This is a genomic window from Candidatus Zixiibacteriota bacterium (genome assembly GCA_040756055.1).
Lineage (GTDB): Bacteria > Zixibacteria > MSB-5A5 > GN15 > FEB-12.
The window spans coordinates 408075-428774 of sequence record JBFLZR010000002.1; the positions used below are offsets into that span (position 1 = coordinate 408075).

At 53.2% G+C, this 20700-nt stretch carries 19 protein-coding genes and 1 other RNA gene; 5 read left to right on the forward strand and 15 right to left on the reverse strand.

The features are described from left to right. Window positions 1-44: 44 nt before the first annotated feature. Window positions 45-1442 (reverse strand): sigma-54 dependent transcriptional regulator, encoded by a 1398-nt coding sequence (locus AB1483_05085; protein MEW6411835.1) that lies wholly within the window; start codon window positions 1440-1442, stop codon window positions 45-47. 252 nt (window positions 1443-1694) lie between these two features. On the opposite strand from AB1483_05085, the gene AB1483_05090 reads away from it, so the two are divergent. The 4 genes from AB1483_05090 (at window position 1695) to AB1483_05105 (ending at window position 4217) form a co-directional block, all read left to right on the forward strand. Next, complete coding sequence (locus tag AB1483_05090; GenBank protein ID MEW6411836.1) at window positions 1695-2693, forward strand: uroporphyrinogen decarboxylase family protein; 999 nt, start codon at window positions 1695-1697, stop codon at window positions 2691-2693. Continuing rightward, a complete protein-coding gene (locus tag AB1483_05095) occupies window positions 2690-3166 on the forward strand; it encodes a GAF domain-containing protein (GenBank protein ID MEW6411837.1) in 477 nt (158 codons plus the stop codon). The genes AB1483_05090 and AB1483_05095 overlap by 4 nt, the downstream gene beginning before the upstream one ends. Window positions 3167-3241: 75 nt before the next feature. Next, the gene (locus tag AB1483_05100) at window positions 3242-3397 is read left to right on the forward strand and encodes a DUF5668 domain-containing protein (GenBank protein ID MEW6411838.1); all 156 of its coding nucleotides are present in this window, start codon (window positions 3242-3244) and stop codon (window positions 3395-3397) included. A 58-nt stretch (window positions 3398-3455) separates the two neighbouring features. Further along, window positions 3456-4217, forward strand: coding sequence for a hypothetical protein (locus AB1483_05105; GenBank protein ID MEW6411839.1), 762 nt, complete (start codon window positions 3456-3458; stop codon window positions 4215-4217). Here the strand turns inward: AB1483_05105 and mce are convergent. The 10 genes from mce to AB1483_05155 all read right to left on the reverse strand — a co-directional run bounded on the left by mce (window position 4210) and on the right by AB1483_05155 (window position 14536). After that, entirely contained in the window at window positions 4210-4626 is a 417-nt protein-coding gene (gene mce / locus AB1483_05110; GenBank protein MEW6411840.1) for a methylmalonyl-CoA epimerase, read from the reverse strand. The two genes, AB1483_05105 and mce, sit on opposite strands and share 8 nt — an antisense overlap. Before the next feature lie 15 nt (window positions 4627-4641). After that, window positions 4642-5169, reverse strand: coding sequence for a hypothetical protein (locus AB1483_05115; protein MEW6411841.1), 528 nt, complete (start codon window positions 5167-5169; stop codon window positions 4642-4644). Further along, on the reverse strand, window positions 5153-6736 hold the full coding sequence (locus AB1483_05120; GenBank protein ID MEW6411842.1) for a methylmalonyl-CoA mutase family protein: 1584 nt from the start codon (window positions 6734-6736) through the stop codon (window positions 5153-5155). The genes AB1483_05115 and AB1483_05120 overlap by 17 nt, the downstream gene beginning before the upstream one ends. After that, window positions 6733-7245, reverse strand: coding sequence for a biotin/lipoyl-containing protein (locus AB1483_05125; protein ID MEW6411843.1), 513 nt, complete (start codon window positions 7243-7245; stop codon window positions 6733-6735). Before AB1483_05125 ends, AB1483_05120 begins: the two co-directional genes overlap by 4 nt. After that, entirely contained in the window at window positions 7245-8777 is a 1533-nt protein-coding gene (gene accC, locus AB1483_05130; GenBank protein ID MEW6411844.1) for an acetyl-CoA carboxylase biotin carboxylase subunit, read from the reverse strand. Before accC ends, AB1483_05125 begins: the two co-directional genes overlap by 1 nt. Window positions 8778-8796: 19 nt before the next feature. Further along, window positions 8797-10347, reverse strand: a complete 1551-nt coding sequence (locus AB1483_05135; GenBank protein MEW6411845.1) for an acyl-CoA carboxylase subunit beta — start codon at window positions 10345-10347, stop codon at window positions 8797-8799. 65 nt (window positions 10348-10412) lie between these two features. Next, on the reverse strand, window positions 10413-11246 hold the full coding sequence (locus tag AB1483_05140) for an MBL fold metallo-hydrolase (protein MEW6411846.1): 834 nt from the start codon (window positions 11244-11246) through the stop codon (window positions 10413-10415). Next, window positions 11246-12391, reverse strand: a complete 1146-nt coding sequence (locus AB1483_05145) for an acyl-CoA dehydrogenase family protein (GenBank protein ID MEW6411847.1) — start codon at window positions 12389-12391, stop codon at window positions 11246-11248. Before AB1483_05145 ends, AB1483_05140 begins: the two co-directional genes overlap by 1 nt. A 48-nt stretch (window positions 12392-12439) precedes the next feature. Continuing rightward, window positions 12440-12859 (reverse strand): cobalamin B12-binding domain-containing protein, encoded by a 420-nt coding sequence (locus AB1483_05150; GenBank protein ID MEW6411848.1) that lies wholly within the window; start codon window positions 12857-12859, stop codon window positions 12440-12442. 66 nt (window positions 12860-12925) lie between these two features. Next, the gene (locus tag AB1483_05155; protein MEW6411849.1) at window positions 12926-14536 is read right to left on the reverse strand and encodes a methylmalonyl-CoA mutase family protein; all 1611 of its coding nucleotides are present in this window, start codon (window positions 14534-14536) and stop codon (window positions 12926-12928) included. Window positions 14537-14873: 337 nt separating this feature from the next. Between AB1483_05155 and AB1483_05160 the strand changes: the two genes are divergently transcribed. After that, complete coding sequence (locus AB1483_05160; GenBank protein MEW6411850.1) at window positions 14874-16100, forward strand: hypothetical protein; 1227 nt, start codon at window positions 14874-14876, stop codon at window positions 16098-16100. Here the strand turns inward: AB1483_05160 and meaB are convergent. The 4 genes from meaB to guaB all read right to left on the reverse strand — a co-directional run bounded on the left by meaB (window position 16076) and on the right by guaB (window position 20681). Beyond that, window positions 16076-17020: a methylmalonyl Co-A mutase-associated GTPase MeaB gene (meaB, locus tag AB1483_05165; protein ID MEW6411851.1), complete on the reverse strand. Its 945-nt coding sequence runs from the start codon at window positions 17018-17020 to the stop codon at window positions 16076-16078. The two genes, AB1483_05160 and meaB, sit on opposite strands and share 25 nt — an antisense overlap. 10 nt (window positions 17021-17030) lie before the next feature. Beyond that, window positions 17031-18773, reverse strand: a complete 1743-nt coding sequence (gene recJ / locus AB1483_05170; GenBank protein MEW6411852.1) for a single-stranded-DNA-specific exonuclease RecJ — start codon at window positions 18771-18773, stop codon at window positions 17031-17033. A 25-nt stretch (window positions 18774-18798) separates the two neighbouring features. Beyond that, window positions 18799-19169: RNase P RNA component class A (gene rnpB / locus AB1483_05175), an RNA gene on the reverse strand. 45 nt (window positions 19170-19214) lie between these two features. Then, window positions 19215-20681 carry an IMP dehydrogenase gene (gene guaB, locus AB1483_05180; protein ID MEW6411853.1) on the reverse strand — a complete coding sequence of 489 codons (1467 nt, stop codon included), beginning with the start codon at window positions 20679-20681 and terminating at the stop codon, window positions 19215-19217. Between the last annotated feature and the right edge of the window lie 19 nt (window positions 20682-20700).

Genomic DNA, 20700 nt, shown 5'->3' on the forward strand with positions numbered 1-20700 from the left:
ATAAGGGCAATTTCCGTTCCGACGAGTTGTTTAAATGATGAACACTAATCCGAAGAATCGTCATCCGGTGAATTTTTCTGGCCCGGACTCTCTTTCAAATCATAACGTTCCAGTTTTCGATACAGGGTCGAGGTGTCAATTCCAAGAATTTTGGCGGCCTGCGTCTTCTTGCCGCCGGTTCGACTCATAACATAATGGATATACGCCTTTTCGATCGATTCCAGGGTCGGGTTGGCCGGCTGAGCATCGCTGACCGCGGCAATACTCTCGACTTTGGAGAGTCTCTCCGGCAGATCCGAAACCTCGATTATATCGGTGCGATTAAGAAGAACGGCGCGCTCGATGGTATTTTCGAGTTCCCTGACGTTACCCGGCCAGTGGAAATTGATCAGCAGAGCCATTGCCTCCGACGATATTATCTTGGCCGGCATATTGACTTTGTGACAATATTTCTCGATAAAGTGTTTTACCAGAATGGAGACATCTTCCTTGCGCTCCCTCAGCGGCGGGATATAAATCGGGATCACGTTGAGACGGTAAAACAAATCGGCGCGGAAACGTCCCATCTTGACATCGTTTTCCAGATCGGAATTGGTGGCGGCTATCAAACGCACATCGACATCAATCGGTTTGGTATCGCCCACCGGGATAATCTTTTTCTCTTCCAAAACTCTCAACAGCTTGACCTGGATTGCCACCGAAGTGTTGCCTACCTCATCAAGGAAGAACGTGCCGCCATCGGCCACTTTAAAAAGTCCGTCTTTATCTTTGATGGCGCCGGTAAACGAACCCTTCCTGTGTCCGAACAGTTCCGACTCCAGAAGGCTCTCCGGCAGGGCGGCGCAGTTGATGGTCACGAAGGGACCGCCACAACGAGGAGAGTGGTGATGGATAGCTTTGGCGATAAGGTCCTTGCCGGTGCCCGACTCGCCGCGAATAAGGACAGTGGAATCCGAGGTGGCTACTCGCTGGGCGATCTTTTTCATCTTTGCGACAACCTCGGAGTTGCCGATGAAGTTGTCGAAGGAGTTATCGCCCTGAAGTTGCTTTTTGAGGGTAACGTTTTCTTTTATGAGACGCTTGCGGCTGATAGATTTTTCTATAACGAGCTTTATTTCATCCACCTTAAAAGGCTTGGTGATATAGTCGACAGCGCCGTGCTTCATGGCTTCGATAGCCGTGTCCACCGACGCATAGGCTGTCATCATAATCAGGTCCTGTTCGATATTCATCGAACGGACTTCCTTGAGCACCTCGATGCCGCTCATTTCAGGCATGTTCAAATCGGCTATGACGAGGTCGTAGTTGTTTTCTTTTATGAGATTGACACCTTCGATGCCGGAGTGCGCGGTGTCGACAGAGTAACCTTCCTTGGCCAGCATTATCTCCATGAAGTTACACATCGAATCTTCGTCGTCTATCACCAAGATTCTGGCCGGCATTGAGCCTCCTGCAAGTTGCGGTTTTTTAGCGAGTAACAACAGTATATTTGTCGGCAAACCATCGCCGCGCTGAACGAGCTAAAGCTATATTGCTCATAGATTAAACAGGGATCCTCCCCATACTTTCGGAAAGGTATTTTTGCTTGTCATCCGTTGCTGATTGGAACATATTGGCCATGAACTGTGGAGCTTCACCTATTGTTTGTGCAATAGATGAATAAAACCTCGAACGAATCACGGAAACCCTAAGCGATGGACAAACTCTCCCACAGGGAAAGACTCGATTTAATATTCGCCGGAGAAAAGCCGGACCGCTTCGCTGCCTCGTTCTGGAGACATTTTTTTCACAAGGAACATAATGCCCGGGGCACGGCCGAGGCTATGCTCGACTTCCAGAAAAAATTCGATTGGGACTTCATGAAGATAAACCCCCGGGCGGACTACCACATCGAAGGCTGGGGATTCAGGCAGAAGTACTCCCACGATGAATTCGCCAAGCACAAAAAAGAGAACTTTCCGGTCAAAAGACTGGAGGATTGGCGGGATATCGAACCATTGAAACTTTCGACGCCCGCCCTCGACGAGCACCTGAAGGTCGTTTCCGTGATTCGTAAGAAATCGCCTAAAGATTTGCCCATATTAATGACGGTTTTTACGCCGCTGGCTATCGCCGGCAGGATGGTCGAAGACGACCAGCTCCTGGCCGGGCACATTCACGAACATCCCGACAAGGTGCTTCCGGCCATCGAGGCCATCACCCAGACATTCGAAGCCTTCGCGGTGGAACTCAGAAACGCCGGCGCCGATGGACTTTTCTATGCCACCACCCAGTGGGGCTCCAGCAACCTGATAAGCTGGGATGAGTATGAAAAATTCGGCGTACCTTTCGATCTCCGGGTAATCAACGCCGCCGGGTCCGATGCCCTCAATCTCTTCCATGTCTGTTCATCGAATAATTTTCTAAAGGAACTGGTCAACCTGGACTATCCCTGCGCGATGTACAACTGGGACAGCGACGACCCGACCAACCTGCCCATAGACAAAGGTATCGGTTATATACCCGGGAAAGCCATAGTGGGCGGGGTTGACCACAACGGCTGGCTGCTTCACGGAACCCCCGACGAGATGCGCGGCAAGATTGACCGGATGAAGACTGACTTCGATCCGGCCCGGCTCATAATCGGCCCGGGTTGTTCGATTCCGCCGGAAGTCCCAATGGAGAACCTCAAGGCTATTAGGGAGAGACTATGATGGATGACAAACGGCAGCGACTGATATCCAATGTTAAGGCCGCCATCGCGGATAAAAAGAACGAAACGGAAGTGCTGACTGTGGCGGTAGTGTTGATTGACGCCTTTTCCGAAGGCTTTGATTGGACCGGTTTTTACATGATGCGCGGCGGTATCCTCGAAGTCGGCCCGTATGTCGGCCCGGAAACCCCGCATACTAAAATAGAACTCAACAGCGGCATCTGCGGCGCGGCGGCTTCATCGAAACAGTCCGTTGTCGTCGATGACGTCAACGCCGACCCGCGCTTTCTGGCCTGTTCCATTACCACCAGGTCCGAGATTGTGGTCCCTCTTATGGATGGTGACACCTGCCTGGGGGAAATCGATATCGATTCCAACCGGCCCGCTTTCTTTACCGATGATGACCGGATTATGCTGGAAGAGATCGCGCGAATCATCGTTAGAAAACTGAAAGCGTTGCCGCGGTCGGACTAAACAAAAAACTTGCGCCGGACCATCCTTTCGGCGCACTATTACGTCAGCACCTTTAACCGCGGAGGATTCAAAGTCATGTTTCTCGGTATCCTGCTTCTTTTGCTGGGCGTCCTGATGTTTCTGGACAACCTGGGGATTATCTATATCCGTATCGAGGATTACATTCTTCCCATAGCCCTGGTCGCCCTGGGAGTCTCTTTTATAGCGGGCCACAAAAAGAAAAAGTCATGACCCGCAGGGCCGGATAATAATTATTACGATTGACCCAGATTCGGCCGATAATCTTATTATGACCAAATTCCGCTTAATCTCAGCACTCAGCCTTGTTCTGTCCGTGAGCGTCACCGCCAACACCTTCGTAGAGTTTGGCGGTGAAGCCCAGACGGCGGTCCCCGAAAGCTGGTTTGTCAGCAGCGAAGGGGATGAATACCCTTACCAGATAGTCAATGACGATCTCTCGGCGGAACTACTCATCTTCAAATCGACCATCGACGAAAGCGAGACTATCACCAACGAGGAAGAGCTCAAGTTATCGGTCGAAAAGGTTATCAATGAGGTCATCCTGACCCTTCCGCAGGCGCAGCTTTTGACCAATACCGGCGTTCTCGAACGCAAGCGGGTCTGGTTCGCGCTCGATTTTACGTCGTTTGACGAAGAACGCGGTATTGAACTGATTCACCGGCTCAAGGGGGTGATGTACCGTCATCCCGACGGTCACCAGATTCTCTTCTCCTTGTGGGGCAAGGCGGCTGTAAACGCGCCGCCGCAGGTGATGGATCAGATCCGTCTGATGCAGGAAGAATTCAGCTATTCGGGCGATTCGGAATCAGAGTTTTTCGCACAGGAAAACTCAAGTGAATGGCTGGCTATCGGCGTGATGATGGTTATGCTGGTGGTGATGATTATGATCCTGCGCAGGAGGCGGGCTCAGAAGATAAACTTTTCCGATGAAGCCAATTTCTGGCGTTGCGAGTGCGGGCGGTTGAATCACAACGACCATCAGACCTGCCGGCGCTGCGGGCAGCCCAATACAACCGGCGCCCTTACTTAGGCTTTTCTTCCAGCTCTATAAGAACCCCGTTCATTGACGACGGATGTACAAAGGCAATGAGATTGCCTTCGGCGCCGCGTCGCGGCTTTTCGTCGATGAGCCTGACTCCTTCCGCCCTGAGTTCGGACAACGTAGCGTGGATATCATCAACGAAGATGCAGATATGGTGGAGCCCTTCCCCGCGTTTTTCTATGAATTTCGCGACCGGGCTATCGGGCGATGACGGCGCCACCAATTCAATGCGGCCACCCTCAACCCCAGCCGAGGCGAATATGGCGACTTTGACTTTCTGATCCGCAACCTCGTGAACATCAGGCGCCTTCTGCCCCGTAATAAGCCCGAAATTCCTCGCGGCGGCCTCCAAATCCGAGACCGCTATCCCTATGTGTGAAATCAACGGTTTACTCATCAGCGATAAGTCCGGCTATTTGCCGCCCTTGGTCTTTTCCCACTTGAGCTGTTCCTCTATCTTTGACATCGTGGGTTTCAGCCAGCGACCGTCGTGATAATAAACAACGATAGTGTCACGGTCCTGGTGGTGGTCTCCCAGCGGTCCCTCATAATGAATGTACAGATCGACCGTGGCCGAATCATGCTCATGAAGTTTCGCCTCGATTACCTCGAGGAAGGTCAGGGTATCAGCCTGGGCGAATTCCATCTGGCGAGTGTTGAGATACTGGTCGAAATCGTTCTGCGCCCTGTAGTATTCGAACTCGTTGTCATACAGACCGCTCTTGTCTTTATAGCGCAGACGCGTCATGGCTTCGTTGAGCACGTATGAAATCGTATCCGTGACAGTTACCGGATCTTTGATCGCGTATGTCTGCGTTGTTGTATCTGTTTCAAACTCTCCCACATCCTGCGGCGTCTCAGCATCTTTCGAACAGTTGACGACGAAAATACCAATCGACACAGTCAGCAATAAAATGATCGCGCTATAACTTCTTTTCATGATATTCACCCCAGACCTCTCTGAATACATCTGAAATTTCACCCACGGTTGCATAGTTCTCGACAGCGTCTATGACCGGATAAACCACGTTGCCATCCGATCGAGCGACTTCACCAAGAGCCGCCAGACGCTTTTTAACTATATCGTTATTTCGTTTTTCTTTCAAGTTATTCAGCCGCTTTACCTGCTGTTTTTCCAGCGTCGGATCAACTTTCAGAACGTGCGGTATCTCGGCATTCTGTGATTTGAACTTGTTGACGCCGACCACCGTGATTTCCTTTTTTTCGACAGCCTTCTGGTAAGCATAAGCCGAGCGGGCTATTTCATCACGAAAATACCCCGAATCCACGCAACTTACCGCGCCGCCCATCTTCTCTATCTCATCCATGGTCGCGCTGATCCGTTTATCGAGTTCATCGCACAGGTATTCCATATAGTACGAACCGGCCAGCGGATCCACCGTATCGGTAACGCCGGATTCATAGCCGATTATCTGCTGCGTGCGCAGGGCAATCTCAGCCGACTTCTCGGTCGGCAGTCCAAGCGCTTCATCGAAGGCGTTCGTGTGAAGCGACTGTGTCCCGCCGAGGACCGCCGCCAGGGCCTGCATAGCCGTGCGGACGATATTGTTTTCCGGCTGCTGAGCGGTGAGTGTTGACCCGCCCGTCTGAGTGTGGAACCGCAGCAGCATCGCTTTATCACTGCCGGCGCCGAATTTTTCTTTCATGAGCACCGCCCATATCTTGCGCGCCACCCTGAACTTGGCGACTTCCTCAAGAAGGTTGTTGTGCGACGCGAAGAAAAACGACAGGCGCGGCGCAAAATCATTGATATCCATGCCCGCGTCAAGAGCGGCTTTCACGTAGGCAATGCCGTTGGAAAGCGTGAAAGCGACCTCCTGCGCCGCGGTCGCGCCCGCTTCACGGATATGATAACCCGATATTGAGATAGTGTTGTATTTCGGAAGGTGTTTGCCGGCATAGGCGAAGATATCGGTGATAATGCGCATCGACGGCTTCGGCGGAAAAATGTAGGTCCCCCGAGCAATGAATTCCTTCAAAATATCATTCTGAACCGTCCCCATCAACTTTTCCGGCGGTACCCCCTGCTTCTTGCCAACCACAATATAGAGCGCCAGTAAAATGACAGCCGTCGAATTGATTGTCATCGATGTCGATACTTTGTCCAGCGGGATACCATCGAACAACAGTTCCATGTCCTCGAGTGAGTCTATCGCCACCCCGGTGCGCCCTACTTCGCCGCGGGCCATTGGATGATCCGAATCATAGCCAATCTGAGTGGCCAGGTCGAACGCCACCGAAAGCCCGGTCTGCCCCTGCTCGAGAAGATATTTGAATCGCTTATTTGTTTCCGAGGCGGTGCCGAAACCGGCATACTGACGCATCGTCCACAACCGCCCGCGATACATGTCGGGATATACGCCACGTGTATAAGGATATTCTCCGGCCGCTTCGGGAGTCCCCGGCTTCGGCTTGACATCGGACGGGCGCACTATTGCCGGAATATCGATATCCGATGTAGTTTTTCTTTTTTCGTCCGCCATCATTCGAACTCCACCAGGATATCGCCCTTTTCGACGGACTTTCCCTTATCAATGCGTACTTCTTTTATAATGCCGTCGTTGGGCGCTTTGATGACATTTTCCATTTTCATGGCCTCGACAATCAGCAGGGCATTGCCTTTGGCAACCCTGTCACCCGGTTTCACTTTTATATCGAGCACCAGTCCTGGCATGGGCGCTCTTACAGATTTCTCGACCTTGCCGCCCGATGTCATCCCCGCCGCTTTTCTGAGCCGCGCGAGATTGTAATCCTCGATCTCAACCGGAATGTCCCGTCCTTTCAAGAAAACGGTCTTTTTGGCGTCGTAACCGTTCGAGCGGACATCGATCTCCAGCGATTGACCATCGACAATCAGAATCGAGCGGCTTTCGCCGAGCTGAAAACTGGATATCTCGATCTCCTTGCCGTTGACCCTGGCATAATACTTCTCGGAGCGATACTCCAGATCAATATCGAACTCCTTGCCGGACACATGTACCATATAGCGCGGCATCAGCGGCTCCCTCCAAAATCGCGCAGACCGCCGCGACGATAGTAGCTGACCCAGCCTGACTGAGTGGCAGTCGATTTATCGTTACTTATCGTAATCTTGCGTTCCTTGACGAATTTATCAACCGCCACCGCCAGCGCGGCCTGAAGTTTCAGATTGTCATCGACCACACCGTATGAATGCTCAGGGTATTCTTCCTGAAGAAACCGGGTCGAAAGCTTTCCCTCGACAAAGCGGCCGTTATCCATCACCGACCGGCAAAATCCGATGGTGGTCTTAACACCCGACACACGGTACTCTTCGAGAGCGCGTTTGGTGCGATTGATAGCTTCCTGGCGATCCTTGCCCCACACTATCAACTTGGCAATCAGCGGGTCATAGTAGATGGGGACCTCGGAGAAAATCACCACGCCCGAATCAACGCGCACTCCCGGACCGGCGGGGATACGGTAATTTTTGAGTTTGCCGGTCGATGGCATGAAATCCTGCTCGGGGTCTTCGGCGCAGACGCGGCACTCGATAGCGTGACCATTGAGCTTGATATCCTCCTGCCGATACCGCAGTGTCTCACCCTCGGCGATAGCGATCTGTTCCTTGACGAGATCGACGCCGGTGATAAGCTCTGTGACCGGGTGTTCAACCTGAAGACGCGTATTCACCTCGAGGAAATAGAACGAGTTGTCGCGGTCATCGACCATGAACTCGACCGTACCCGCGCCAACATAACCGGTTTGTTTCGCAATGTTCACGGCGGCGGCGCCCATCTTTTCACGAAGGTCGGGTGTCATCATCGCCGATGGCGACTCTTCGATTACCTTCTGGTGGCGGCGCTGGATGGAACACTCTCTTTCTCCGAGATAGATACCGTTACCGTGCGTGTCGCAGAGTATTTGAATTTCTATGTGCCGGGGGCGCTCAAGATATTTTTCGGTATAGACGCGGCCATCACCGAAAGCGGACAATGCCTCACTTGAAGCGCGTTTGAGCGACTCCTCGAAGTCACCTGCGCTCAGTACGACGCGCATACCTTTACCGCCGCCGCCAGCGGCCGCTTTGATGAGCACCGGATAACCGATTTCATCCGCTTTCTTAAGTGCATCTTCGAGATTCCCCCTGGCGAACTCTCCCCCGGGTACCACCGGCAGATTGGCCTTGAGAGCCGCCGCGCGGGCCTGAAGTTTATCGCCGAGAAGGTCAATTGTACCGGACTTCGGCCCTATAAAGATTATCCCCTCGTCTTCGCATCGTCTGGCGAAAGCGCCATTCTCGGCAAGGAAACCATAGCCGGGATGGATAGCATCGGCTCCCGACTTGCGGGCCACGGATATTATCTTATCGAAGACGAGATAGCTCTCCGACGATGGCGGGGGGCCGATATGATAGGCCTCGTCGGCCATACGCACGTGGTACGCCGTCTTGTCCGCCTCGGAGAAAACCGCTACTGATGTAATCCCCATGTCGCGACAGGCCCGTATCACTCTGACGGCTATTTCGCCGCGGTTGGCGATTAGTATCTTTTTGATCTTCTTACCCATGTTATCTGCGGTTCGGTCCTTAAAGCGGAATGTTGCCGTGTTTCTTCGGCGGGTTCGAGTCTTTTTTCGTCTCAAGCATTTCAAAAGCGCGTATCAACCGCGGACGGGTCGTCTTCGGCTCGATTACATCATCAACATACCCCCGCGATGCCGCGATATACGGATTGGCAAATTTCTCGCGGTAATCGTCGGTCAAACGCTGGGCTTCGGCCTCGGGGTCTTTTGCTTCGGCGATATTCTTCTTGAATATGATTTCCACCGCTCCCTTGGGACCCATCACGGCGATCTCCGCCGTCGGCCAGGCGTAATTCATATCCCCGCGCACATGCTTGCTGTTCATAACATCGTAAGCACCGCCATAAGCCTTGCGCGTTATGACCGTCACTTTCGGAACGGTGGCCTCACAGTAGGCATACAGAAGCTTCGCGCCGTTCTTAATGATGCCGCCATGTTCCTGATCCACACCGGGTAGAAATCCGGGGACATCCTCGAACGTCAGGATGGGGATATTGAAAGCGTCGCAGAAGCGAATGAACCGCGCGCCTTTTATGGACGAATTGATATCCAGCACACCCGCCAGAACAGCAGGCTGGTTGGCAATAATACCGATTGACCGTCCGCCAAGATGGGCGAAGCCTACGACGATGTTCTGGGCGAACTCTTCGTGCACCTCGTGAAACGATCCCTTATCGACAACGCGTTCGATAACTTCTTTAATATCGTAGGGCTGGTTGGGATTATCCGGGATGATGCGGTTTAGCTGTTCGTCTTCCCGGTCATAAGGATCGGTGCATTCGACAAAAGGCGGATCTTCGAGATTGTTCTGCGGCAGGTATGCCAAAAGCCTTTTCAGGCATGAAATCGTGTCGGCCTCGTTTTCGCAGGCGAAGTGCGCCACGCCCGATTTAGAGGCGTGCACCATAGCGCCGCCAAGCTCTTCGGAAGTCACGACCTCGTGCGTCACGGTTTTGACCACGTTGGGACCGGTGACGAACATGTAAGACGTTCCCTTGGTCATCAGCGTGAAATCGGTAATGGCGGGACTGTACACGGCGCCGCCGGCACAGGGTCCGAGAATGACCGATATCTGGGGTACCACTCCCGAGGCGAGCGTGTTGCGCAGGAAGATATCTGCATAGCCGCCCAGCGATACCACCCCTTCCTGAATGCGGGCGCCGCCGGAGTCGTTGAGCCCGATAACCGGCGCGCCGACTTTCATGGCCATATCCATTATCTTGCAAATCTTCTCGGCATGAGCCTCGGAAAGGGAACCGCCGAAAACGGTGAAATCCTGCGAGAAGATGTAGACTTTGCGGCCGTTAATTTTGCCGCATCCGGTCACGACACCATCGCCGAGCACTCTCTGCTCTTCCATCCCGAAACCCGATGTGCGGTGGGTCATGAACATGTCGAACTCTTCGAAAGAGTTCGGGTCAACCAGCAGTTCTATTCGTTCCCGTGCTGTCAGCTTTCCCTTTTTGTGCTGGGACTCAATGCGCTTTTCACCGCCGCCGAGTTTGGCCTCGGCGCGCATCTTCTCCAATTGGTTCAGCTTTTCTTCAAGTGACATCGATAACACTCGCTTTCAACTTGCGTTGGTCAACCTCGCTTATGACCGTTTTATTCGAACCGCCTCTACTCGACTTTGTCCACCACAATCCGTTTGCCGTCCTGCCGCACCCTGCCGAGCGGGATACTTATGTCGTGATCAAAGGCCATCACCACGTCATCAGCCAGAATCTCCGGTAGTTTCTTTCGTTTGACTTCCATAGATTGATCAGGAAACAGATCCACCGCCGGGATGTATGCCACCGGCATATGATTTGACGTGCAAAACAGGTCGGCATAGTAAAATACTTTTTGTCCACCGGACTGCATCTCAAGAGCGAAATGCCCCAACGTATGACCACCGGTGAACACCGCTTTGACGCCGGGAAGAATCTCCGTGTCGGCCTCGATCAAATTCACCCGCCTCGATTTTGCGAGCGCTTCATATCTTTGCGGCACATACACCGCGCCGGTGCGTTCGTTGGGGTTAAGCGCCGCCTGCCATTCGTCCTTGGAAGCTACATAGCGGGCATTTTCGAACCGCGGGACAAACTGCCCATCCTCAAGTTTCACCGCGCCCCCGGCGTGATCGGTATGAAGGTGCGTCAGAATCACATAATCGATATCCGCTGTCGTCAAGCCAAGAGATGCCAGGCCGCTTTCCATCTGCGACTCCCCGGTCGTACCGTAGATTTTCTTTTCCCTGTCGCTGAGAGTGTCCCCCAGCCCGGTATCGAAGATGAGATTCTTGCCGTGCGCGCCCAGAACGAACAGGTTGGTTTTCATTTCGATAAGGTTGTTGTCGTCGGGGGGAATCATCTTTTCCCACATCGAACGTGGGATAACACCAAACATGGAACCTCCGTCGAGCTTGAAAGTCTGCTCGACGAAGGTTCTTATTTCGAAATCACCGAATCGCATTAGCGTCCTATGATATTGCCGGCGATAACGAGGCGCTGCACCTCGGAGGTACCTTCGTAGATCTCCAGCACGCGCTGGTCGCGATAAAGCTTCTCGATCGGCGAGAATTCACCGATGAAGCCGTATCCGGCGTGAATCTGCATGGCGCGGTCGACGCAGAAATTGGCCGTCTCGGTCGCGTACAGCTTGGCCATGGAAGCTTCCAGCGAGAATTTCTCACCGGCATCCTGAAGCAGCACGGCCTTGTGCATCAGACCCCGGGCCGCTTCGAGGCGAGTCGCCATATCGGCGATCATCCACTGGATAGCCTGAAGCTTCGCGATCGGCTGGCCGAAGGCCATGCGCTTTTTGGCGTAGGCGACCGATTCATCGAGCGCGCGCTGCGCCACCCCAACACCCTGCGCGGCCACACCGATACGGGCGCTGTCGAGCGTGGTCATGGCATAGCGGAAGCCCTTGCCGTATTCACCGAGAAGATTCTCTTTCGGAACTTTCACGTCTTTTAGTATAATCCCACCGGTGGTCGCGGCCCGCATGCCCATCTTGTTCTTCAGCGTGCGCGCCTGCCATCCGGGCTGCTTGGTGTCATCAACAATCAGAGCCGACAGTTTCGGCTTACCTTCGATCTTGCAAAAGAGCACGCCGATCTCGGCAACATCGCCGTGCATGATGAAAATCTTCTCGCCGTTGACGAGATAATGGTCGCCCTTGTCTACCGCCACCGTGCTCTGGTTGGCGGCATCAGAGCCGGCTTCAGGTTCGGTCAATACGAAAGCCGGTATCCTCTTGCCCGAAGCACAATCGGGGACATATTTCTTTTTCTGCTCTTCACTGGCGAAATTGATAATCGGGAATGTCGCCAGCTCCGCCACCGCGCACAGCAGTCCGATAGCGGCATCGTGATAACACAGTTCTTCCACCAGCGTGACATATTCCAGATGGGTCTTGTTCTGGCCGCCGTATTCCTTGGGCATGTTGAATCCTATGAACCCGGCCGCACCGATTTTCTTGTACAGTTCGGTGGGAAACTTGCGCGGCTCCGGCATCTGGTCGAGTTGTTTCGAGACCGGATACATTTCCTTTTCCGCAAACTCCTTGACCATGTCTCTGACCGCCTGCTGGCGTGGATCGATATTTTTTGACATAATGCCTCCCAAAACCGTTCGGTTTGGTTATGAAAGTTAATAAATAGTTTACATTATCTTTTCATCAGGCTTTTTATCCGCCACTGCCTGACGGATAAAATTGATGGCTTCTTCGGTGGGCGCTCCCGGCGTGAATATTCTCGCTACGCCCATTTTCTCCAGCTCAACCTTGTCGTCATCGGGAATGATGCCGCCGCCGAAGAGAATTATATCATCGGCGCCCCGTGTCTTCATCTCTTCCAGTACCGCCGGAAAAAGTGTCATGTGCGCTCCCGACAAGATAGATAACCCGATCGCGTGAACATCTTCCTGAATAGCGGCATCGACAATCATCGCCGGCGTTTGACGCAACCCCGAGTAGATGACCTCCATGCCGGCGTCGCGAAACGCCGCCGCGATCACCTTGATTCCCCGGTCGTGACCATCGAGACCGGGCTTGGCCAACAGAATTCTGATTTTTTGACTCATATGTTCGTTTATATTTCCTGAGGTAATGTTTCTCTTATATTTCGCATCCAAGGCCGGGAGAGCTTTTTACGAGGCCTGAAGGGCGGCCTGGTTCTCCACGTACTCTCCCCACTCCTCGCGCAGAACATCACACATTTCCCCGACACTCACGTACACCCGGGCGCAGTCGAGAATCGCCTCGAAAGTATTGCCGTCGCCGGCGGCGACCTCTCTCAATTTCGCAAGGGTCCTTTTGACCGCCTCGTTGTCGCGCTCCGCCTTGATTTTCCGGACGAACGCCACCTGGTCTTTTTCAACCTGCGGATCTATCTTGAGAACGGGGATTTCAAGCTTTTCGTCTTCGAGGATATAGTCATTGATACCGACAATAACCCGCTCTTTGGTTTCAATTTCTCTCTGGAAACGATAGGCCGACTGCGCCAGTTCCTTCTGGAAGAAGCCTTCTTCGATACAGGCCAGCACACCGCCCCGACGGTCGATTTCTTCGAAATAGGCTTCCGCTTCAGCTTCCATTTTGTCGGTCAGTGCCTCGACAAACCACGAACCGCCGAGCGGATCGATGGTATTGGCCACACCCGTCTCATAGGCTATCACCTGCTGCGTACGAAGGGCAATCAGGGCGGCTTTCTCCGACGGCAGCGCCAGCGTTTCATCCATGGAATTGGTATGTAGCGACTGAGTGCCGCCAAGCACCGCCGAGAGCGCCTGGGTGGTCGTGCGGACGATATTGTTCTCCGGCTGCTGGGCGGTCAATGAACAGCCCGCTGTCTGAGTGTGGAAACGAAGCAACCAGCTCTTAGGGTTTTTGGCTTTGTATTTATCTCGCATCCGCTTGGCGTAAATTCGACGAGCCGCGCGGTATTTGGCTATCTCCTCGAAGAAATCCGAGTGGGCATTGAAAAAGAACGAGAGTCTCGGCGCGAAATCATCGACATCCTGCCCGGCCTCGATGGCCGACTCGATATAGCAGAAACCATCAGCCAGCGTAAAGGCCAACTCCTGCACCGCCGTGGCGCCCGCCTCGCGAATGTGATAGCCCGAGATCGAGATCGTATTCCACTGCGGCACGTGTTTGGTGCAGTACTCCATCATGTCGGTGATAAGTCTGATGGATGGTCTGGGCGGAAAGATGAACTCTTTCTGCGCGATGTATTCCTTGAGAATATCGTTCTGAAGGGTACCACGCACCTGATCAAACGATACCCCCTGCTTCTCGGCAACCGCGAGATACATGGCCAGCAGCATCGATGCCGGCGAGTTGATGGTCATCGATGTCGACACTTTGCCCAAATCGATATCACCGAAAATTATTTCCATATCCGCCAGCGTGTCCACGGCAACGCCGCATTTGCCAACCTCGCCCAGCGAGCGCGGATGATCCGAATCGTAGCCCATCAGAGTCGGCAGGTCAAACGCCGTTGAAAGACCGGTTCCACCCTGCTTGAGAATGTATTTGAATCGGTCGTGAGTCTGTTTGGGGGTGCCCATTCCGGCGAACTGGCGCATGGTCCACAGCTTGGTTCGATACAGAGTGTGATGAACGCCGCGCGTATACGGAAACTCTCCGGGGAGTCCAATATTTTTGTCGTAGTAGTTCTCGGACTCTGCCCCGTTTACGGACAGCGGGGTGTATAATTCGTCGATATCCTCGCCCGAGATGGTAAAGAAGCGCGGCATCGATTGTTTTTGACGGGTCTTAGCCGCCGTCTTATCCCAATTGGCCAGATTTGACTGCAACTTATCCAGAAACTTTTTATTAAACATCTTATTCTCCGAACTTGTAATGAATCTTTATAATACATAAAGCCCATTTGAAAATCAAGTTCCCAACTGTATTATTAATCGCATTCCCTCGGATGAAGCGTATGCTGTTCAACGGCTTGCTCAACAACCGAAAGAGCTTGCGAATGTCCCCCTCTATCGGGCGTCGCGACAGGCCCTCTAAACCCCCGTTCCAATCGGGAATACGGCTTTAATTGACTCCGCCAACAGCGGGGTCTATATTATCGCCCTGATGGCTTCCCGATTTCGGCAATCGTTTCCCGAAGTTGTCGCATCCCACTGGGCGGCAATTGTTGTTACGCTGATTGTAGCGACTCTGTCTTTCTTCTTGCATCTCAAATGGTGTGGTTCACTGATGCAGCTGGATGAGGCTGTCTTTGCCGGAATGCTGCGCCACCATCTGACCACCTATCCTCTGTCGATTCGCTTCTTTACATCCGACATCATCTTCGCGCTGACAACGGCGGGGCTGACCATAAAACAGGCCTACTTTCTTATCCAGTATTCACTTGTTGTCTTGCTGGCGTTCGTGTTTTACAAATACCTGCTCGCCCTCGGTTTCACGAAAAGAAATTCAAATTTCGGCCTTTTCTTGTTGCTGAGCGCTTACCCCATACTCGCCGCGCACATTGAGCCGGTTCACACCTGGGATGATATCTGGTGTCATTTGTTTCTTGCGCTGTCAATGACAGCCTTCATAAAAGATCGACCTGCCTCGGGCCTGGTGTGGTTCACTCTGGCCTGCTTCGCCCGCGAGCAGAGTCTCATATTTCTGCCAATCGCAGTTTACGCCTACCGGACATTCACGCGCGAGCGCTCCCGCTACTCGCTCATCGGCGTCATAGCCATGCCCATCATCTTTTACGGAGCCTACTATGCCTTCCATTGGCAGAGCCCCGGCGCCGACCGTTTCTCGTTGATCGCCTTCAATTTCGCCAATCCGCTCAGGACAAGCGACACTTTGTTTTCGCTGTTTATCTCGTTCGGCCTGCTCTGGGTGACAGCACTGATAGGTCTGTTTTGCCGGCGAACCTCGCCGGTGTTTCGTTTTCTGTTTGCAGGCACCTTGATTACTGTCCCGGCCACGTTGGTGATCGCCCTGTTTCTCGCCTGCGCCAGAGAAACGCGCCTTTTGTTCCCCCCGTTCCTTTTCATCATCCCCCTGAGTTTAATAGTCCTGAAGACCATTTATGACAGGATTTCAGACAGGCTGACGTCACGTGGCATGCTGGCGACAATGTTGATAATTGTGGTTCTCATGACGGTGGGCGTGATCCTCGGTAACATAGTCTTTCCCGCATTCGAGTATCGACGCTGCCCCAATTTCCAACGTCTCTGGGCCGGGATTCATTTCGGACTGATTTTGAGTCTTATCGCGTACGGAATTCGATGGGGATGGAAAGGGTTCTTCTCTGACAGACGGGACAACGAGAGTTATTTCGGAAGCAGAGAGTTGTAGAGGTTTTCGCTGGCTTCGAATGGGTCCAACTCGCCCTTACACACAATTTCAACAGCCTCATCCAACTGCAGACCGGCCTCGAGCTTCTCTATGAATTCCGTCCTGAATCGATTGGTAAGAATACTGAGGATCTTCTTCTTTATTTGCTGACGGCGGTGAGTTTCGAACTGGCCGCTGCTTTTGATGAAGGCCAGATGCTCCTCTATCTTATCATGAAGCTGATCGACATTCTTGCGGTCAACCGCAACCGTCTTCAGGATCGGTATCTTCCAGGCATTTTCTTTGACAGCTTTGGTCTGGAGCATTTGTTTGAGGTCCATGGCCAAACGCTCCGCACTCGGTCGATCGGCTTTGTTGACCACGAAGATATCGGCTATCTCCATCAGTCCGGCCTTCATCGTCTGAACAGCGTCACCCGACTCCGGCACGACCGCCACCACGACCGTATCGCAGGCGTCGATAATATCAAGCTCGACCTGCCCCACCCCGACTGTTTCCACCAGCGTGATATCGAATCCAAAAGCATCCAGCGCCACCGTGACATTGTTCGTGGCGGCTGAAAGCCCGCCCGTCGCGCCGCGCGTAGCCATCGAACGAAAATAGACACCACCTCCCGGTGGAAACTCATTCATGCGCACCCGGTCGCCCAGAAGCGCGCCGCCGGTGAATGGCGAGGTCGGGTCGACCGCTACGATCCCGATCTTCTTGCTTTGCTTGAGATACTCGTGAACCAGCCCGTTGACCAGTGTCGACTTACCTGCCCCCGGCGGGCCGGTGATGCCGATACGCACCGAGTTGCCGGACATCTTGTACAACTGCCCGAGCAACTCGCGGTATCCATCGGAGCGGTTTTCAATGTGAGATATGACCTTGGAGAGTGCCCTGATATCGCCTTGTGAGAACCTTTCCAGAATAGTCATATTTTACACATCAATAGGACGGGATACTCCCGACCGTCAACTTGATATCCTTCAGCCTAATTTGCTTGCGGGTGACATTGTTGTACGTATTGTACTCAATCACGTACACGACATCGACAAGACATCCCTTGGCTGAGATAACGCGGGCCATCTCGCCGAATCCGAACCCGATAACATCGAAAACGGCATCACCCTTTTTGATTTTCATCTTCAAATGGTTTCGGCCCACCACATACGGCTGCCCCAGCACCTCGCAATTGCGGGTGAGAAAAATCGGACGCATATTCTGGGGACCGAACGGAGAGAACGCCTCGATAGCGTTCATAAAGGCATCATCGATATCCGTCAATTCAATTTCCAGATCAATGAGGAGTTTTGGCAGAATATCGTCTTCGGACAGGTATTTGTTGGATACTTCGATGAATTTCTGCCTGAAAGCCGGGATGTTGTCCGCCTGAATCGACAATCCCGCCGCATATTTGTGGCCACCGTATTTCATCAGAAACGGCTCGCACTCTTTGAGAGCTTCGCACAGGTGGAACCCCGGAATGGACCTGGCGGACCCTTTACCCTCGCCGTTGGCGATCGAGATCATCACTGTCGGAAGGTGATACCGTTCGACGAGTCTGCTGGCCACGATGCCGATAACCCCCTGGTGCCAGCCTTCACCGGCCAGCACGATAGCGCGATCGTTGTCCAGATCCGTAACCTCTTCCATCTGCGCCAGCGCTTCGTTGAGGGTGGTCTCATCGATTTCCTTGCGGCGTTTGTTTTCCTGATCGAGTTTGCGCGCGATTTTGGCTCCGGCCCGCTCATCGCGGGTGGACAACAGACGGATCGCCTGACCGGCGTCGCCCAGACGACCCAGGGCATTGATTCGCGGGGCCAGTATGAAAACAACCTGACCGGTGCTGATATCTTTGCCCATGAGACCAGAGACAAAATTCAACGACTTGAGGCCCGGCTTGGTTGTTCGAGCAATCTGTTTTATGCCGTATTTTGTCAGAACCCGATTTTCACCAATGAGCGGAACGATATCGGCAGCCGTTCCCAGAGCCACCAAATCCAAATGATCCTCCAGTTCACGTTCATCCTGATTTAAAGCCCGGTAAAGGGCCTGCGTGAATTTGAACGCCACCCCCACTCCGGACAGTTCACCTCCATAGGTGCACCCGGGCTTTTTGGGATTGATGATGGCAACCGCCTCGGGGAGGGACTCGCCGGGTTCATGATGGTCGGTAACGATTACATCGAGCCCCTGCGAACGGGCATACGCGACTTCCTGAACCGCGGTTATCCCGGTGTCCACAGTAATTATGAGTGAGACACCTTTTGACTTTGCCTCGTCGATGCTTTCCTGGGATAATCCGTATCCCTCAAGCAAACGGTTCGGCAGATAAAAATCGACCTGGGCCCCCAGTTTGTTGAAAATCATATAGAGAAGGGCGGTGGCGGTGATACCGTCGACGTCGTAATCTCCATAGATAACGATTTTTTCGTTATCGAAGAGGGCTTTGGTGACCCGTTCGATTCCCTTGTCCATATCGGAGAGTTCGAAAGGGTCTTTCAGATCGGATAGCTTCGGATCCAGGAACTGTCTTATCGCGGCAGCGGTGTCGATATTTCGATTTACGAGGATCTTAACGACATTTACCGGCAAATCGGTTTCCGACGCGAGCCTGTAGACCAGTTCCGAGTCAGTTTCGGGAGCCGGCACCCACTTCAGTGGGGCCAACTTTTCAACCCAACTCATGCTTAGCCTCCATTATCTGAAGGCTTGGGAAAGCAGGAAATAAGCCGAGTTCTGTAATCCCGCCACAGCGGGACCAACAGCCATTTATCTGGATAACCGGTTGCCCGGCTATTCAAGCGGCCTACCCGGGAATGATAACGGGGCGAATCAACCCCTCTTCCCCTATTTGGCCTTGCTCCAAGCGGGGTTTGCCCGTCAAAGACATTGCTGCCCTTGACCGTGGTCTCTTACACCACGATTTCACCCTTACCCCGACGAGTCGGGGCGGTATAGTTTCTGTGGCACTTTCCGTCGGATCACTCCGCCCCGGTGTTACCGGGCGCCTTGATTCTCTGGAGCTCGGACTTTCCTCACTTTAAATATTCATATTTAAAGCGCGACTGTTCCTCCTACTTTCGCAAGCTTTCGTTATATATCAAAAACTACCAAAAATCTTCAAAATCAATACATGCGCCGGTAGTTCGGAGCCTCTTTCGTAATCGGCACCGAGTGCGGGTGCGATTCAAGCACGCCCGCCGATGTAATGCGTACCAGCTTGGCCTTGTCCTTGAGTTCAGCAAGATCAGCGGCTCCGCACAAACCCATCCCGGAGCGCAGTCCACCGATAAGCTGATTAACCGTATCAGCCAGCGGACCCTTGAACGGCACCCGGCCTTCGATTCCCTCGGGCACGAGCTTGGAGGCTTCTTCCTGGTGCTCCTGGAAATAGCGATCCTTGCTGCCTTCCTTCATGGCGCCAACCGAACCCATCCCCCGATACACTTTAAACGACCGGCCTTCGTACAACACCGTCTCACCGGGCGATTCTTCCGTGCCGGCGAACAACGATCCAATCATAACCGCCTCGGCGCCGCACGCTAATGCCTTTACGATATCACCCGAATATCTCAGGCCGCCATCGCCAATAACCGGCACTTTCGCCTTCCTGGCCGTTTCAGCGGCATTCATAATGGCGGTGATCTGCGGCACGCCGCCGCCGGTGACAACTCTCGTGGTGCAAATCGAGCCCGGCCCTATCCCCACTTTAATAGAATCGGCGCCGGCATCAATAAGTGCCCGGGTTCCTTCCGAGGTCGCCACATTGCCCGCCATTATCGGAACTTTGTCATATTTTCTCTTGAGCGATGTAACCGCATCCATCACACCCTGACTGTGACCGTGGGAGCTATCGACACAAAGTATATCCACCCCGGCTTCTATCAGAAGCTCCGCGCGTTTGTCGAGATCGTTGCCGACGCCAACCGCGGCGGCGACCCGGAGCCGTCCACCCTCGTCTTTACAGGCGTTGGGATACTGAATCTTCTTCATGATATCTTTAACCGTGATCATCCCCCTGAGCATATACTGGTCATCGACAATCAACAGCTTTTCGATGCGATGCTGATGCAGAATCTCTTTGGCGGTTTCCAGGTCGGTTCCTTCTTTGACCGTCACGAGATTCTTCGACGTCATCACTTCGGATATCAGCCGGCTGAGGTCTTTGTGAAAACGAAGGTCGCGGTTGGTGAGAATGCCGACCAGCCTACCTTCTTCGGTGATGGGAATTCCGGAAATGGCGAACTTTTTCATGACTTCGAGAGCGTCGCCGATAGTCTTCTCCGGTGGAAGGGTGATCGGGTTGACGATCATACCTGATTCGGAACGCTTCACTTTGTCAACCTCGCCAGCTTGACGTTCGGGCGACATATTTTTATGGATTACGCCCAGTCCGCCGAGTCGCGCCAGCGCTATCGCCAGTTGCGCTTCGGTAACCGTATCCATCGCCGCCGACAGCATGGGAATGTTCAACTCGATACCGGGAGCGATCCGGGTGGAGATGTTGACATCGCGCGGAAGAACCTTCGAATGATTCGGCACCAGAAGAACATCATCGAAAGTAAGCGCCGTGTGTTCCAGAATCTTTACCATCTACGTACCACTCAACTTT

What these genes read in the sequence shown, in the direction of transcription:
- AB1483_05085 (MEW6411835.1), bottom strand. Translation starts at nt 1,442, where the DNA reads ATGCCGGCCAGAATCTTGGTGATAGACGACGAAGATTCGATGTGTAAC.
- AB1483_05090 (MEW6411836.1), top strand. Translation starts at nt 1,695, where the DNA reads ATGGACAAACTCTCCCACAGGGAAAGACTCGATTTAATATTCGCCGGA.
- AB1483_05095 (MEW6411837.1), top strand. Translation starts at nt 2,690, where the DNA reads ATGATGGATGACAAACGGCAGCGACTGATATCCAATGTTAAGGCCGCC.
- AB1483_05100 (MEW6411838.1), top strand. Translation starts at nt 3,242, where the DNA reads ATGTTTCTCGGTATCCTGCTTCTTTTGCTGGGCGTCCTGATGTTTCTG.
- AB1483_05105 (MEW6411839.1), top strand. Translation starts at nt 3,456, where the DNA reads ATGACCAAATTCCGCTTAATCTCAGCACTCAGCCTTGTTCTGTCCGTG.
- mce (MEW6411840.1), bottom strand. Translation starts at nt 4,626, where the DNA reads ATGAGTAAACCGTTGATTTCACACATAGGGATAGCGGTCTCGGATTTG.
- AB1483_05115 (MEW6411841.1), bottom strand. Translation starts at nt 5,169, where the DNA reads ATGAAAAGAAGTTATAGCGCGATCATTTTATTGCTGACTGTGTCGATT.
- AB1483_05120 (MEW6411842.1), bottom strand. Translation starts at nt 6,736, where the DNA reads ATGATGGCGGACGAAAAAAGAAAAACTACATCGGATATCGATATTCCG.
- AB1483_05125 (MEW6411843.1), bottom strand. Translation starts at nt 7,245, where the DNA reads ATGCCGCGCTATATGGTACATGTGTCCGGCAAGGAGTTCGATATTGAT.
- accC (MEW6411844.1), bottom strand. Translation starts at nt 8,777, where the DNA reads ATGGGTAAGAAGATCAAAAAGATACTAATCGCCAACCGCGGCGAAATA.
- AB1483_05135 (MEW6411845.1), bottom strand. Translation starts at nt 10,347, where the DNA reads ATGTCACTTGAAGAAAAGCTGAACCAATTGGAGAAGATGCGCGCCGAG.
- AB1483_05140 (MEW6411846.1), bottom strand. Translation starts at nt 11,246, where the DNA reads ATGCGATTCGGTGATTTCGAAATAAGAACCTTCGTCGAGCAGACTTTC.
- AB1483_05145 (MEW6411847.1), bottom strand. Translation starts at nt 12,391, where the DNA reads ATGTCAAAAAATATCGATCCACGCCAGCAGGCGGTCAGAGACATGGTC.
- AB1483_05150 (MEW6411848.1), bottom strand. Translation starts at nt 12,859, where the DNA reads ATGAGTCAAAAAATCAGAATTCTGTTGGCCAAGCCCGGTCTCGATGGT.
- AB1483_05155 (MEW6411849.1), bottom strand. Translation starts at nt 14,536, where the DNA reads ATGCCGCGCTTCTTTACCATCTCGGGCGAGGATATCGACGAATTATAC.
- AB1483_05160 (MEW6411850.1), top strand. Translation starts at nt 14,874, where the DNA reads ATGGCTTCCCGATTTCGGCAATCGTTTCCCGAAGTTGTCGCATCCCAC.
- meaB (MEW6411851.1), bottom strand. Translation starts at nt 17,020, where the DNA reads ATGACTATTCTGGAAAGGTTCTCACAAGGCGATATCAGGGCACTCTCC.
- recJ (MEW6411852.1), bottom strand. Translation starts at nt 18,773, where the DNA reads ATGAGTTGGGTTGAAAAGTTGGCCCCACTGAAGTGGGTGCCGGCTCCC.
- guaB (MEW6411853.1), bottom strand. Translation starts at nt 20,681, where the DNA reads ATGGTAAAGATTCTGGAACACACGGCGCTTACTTTCGATGATGTTCTT.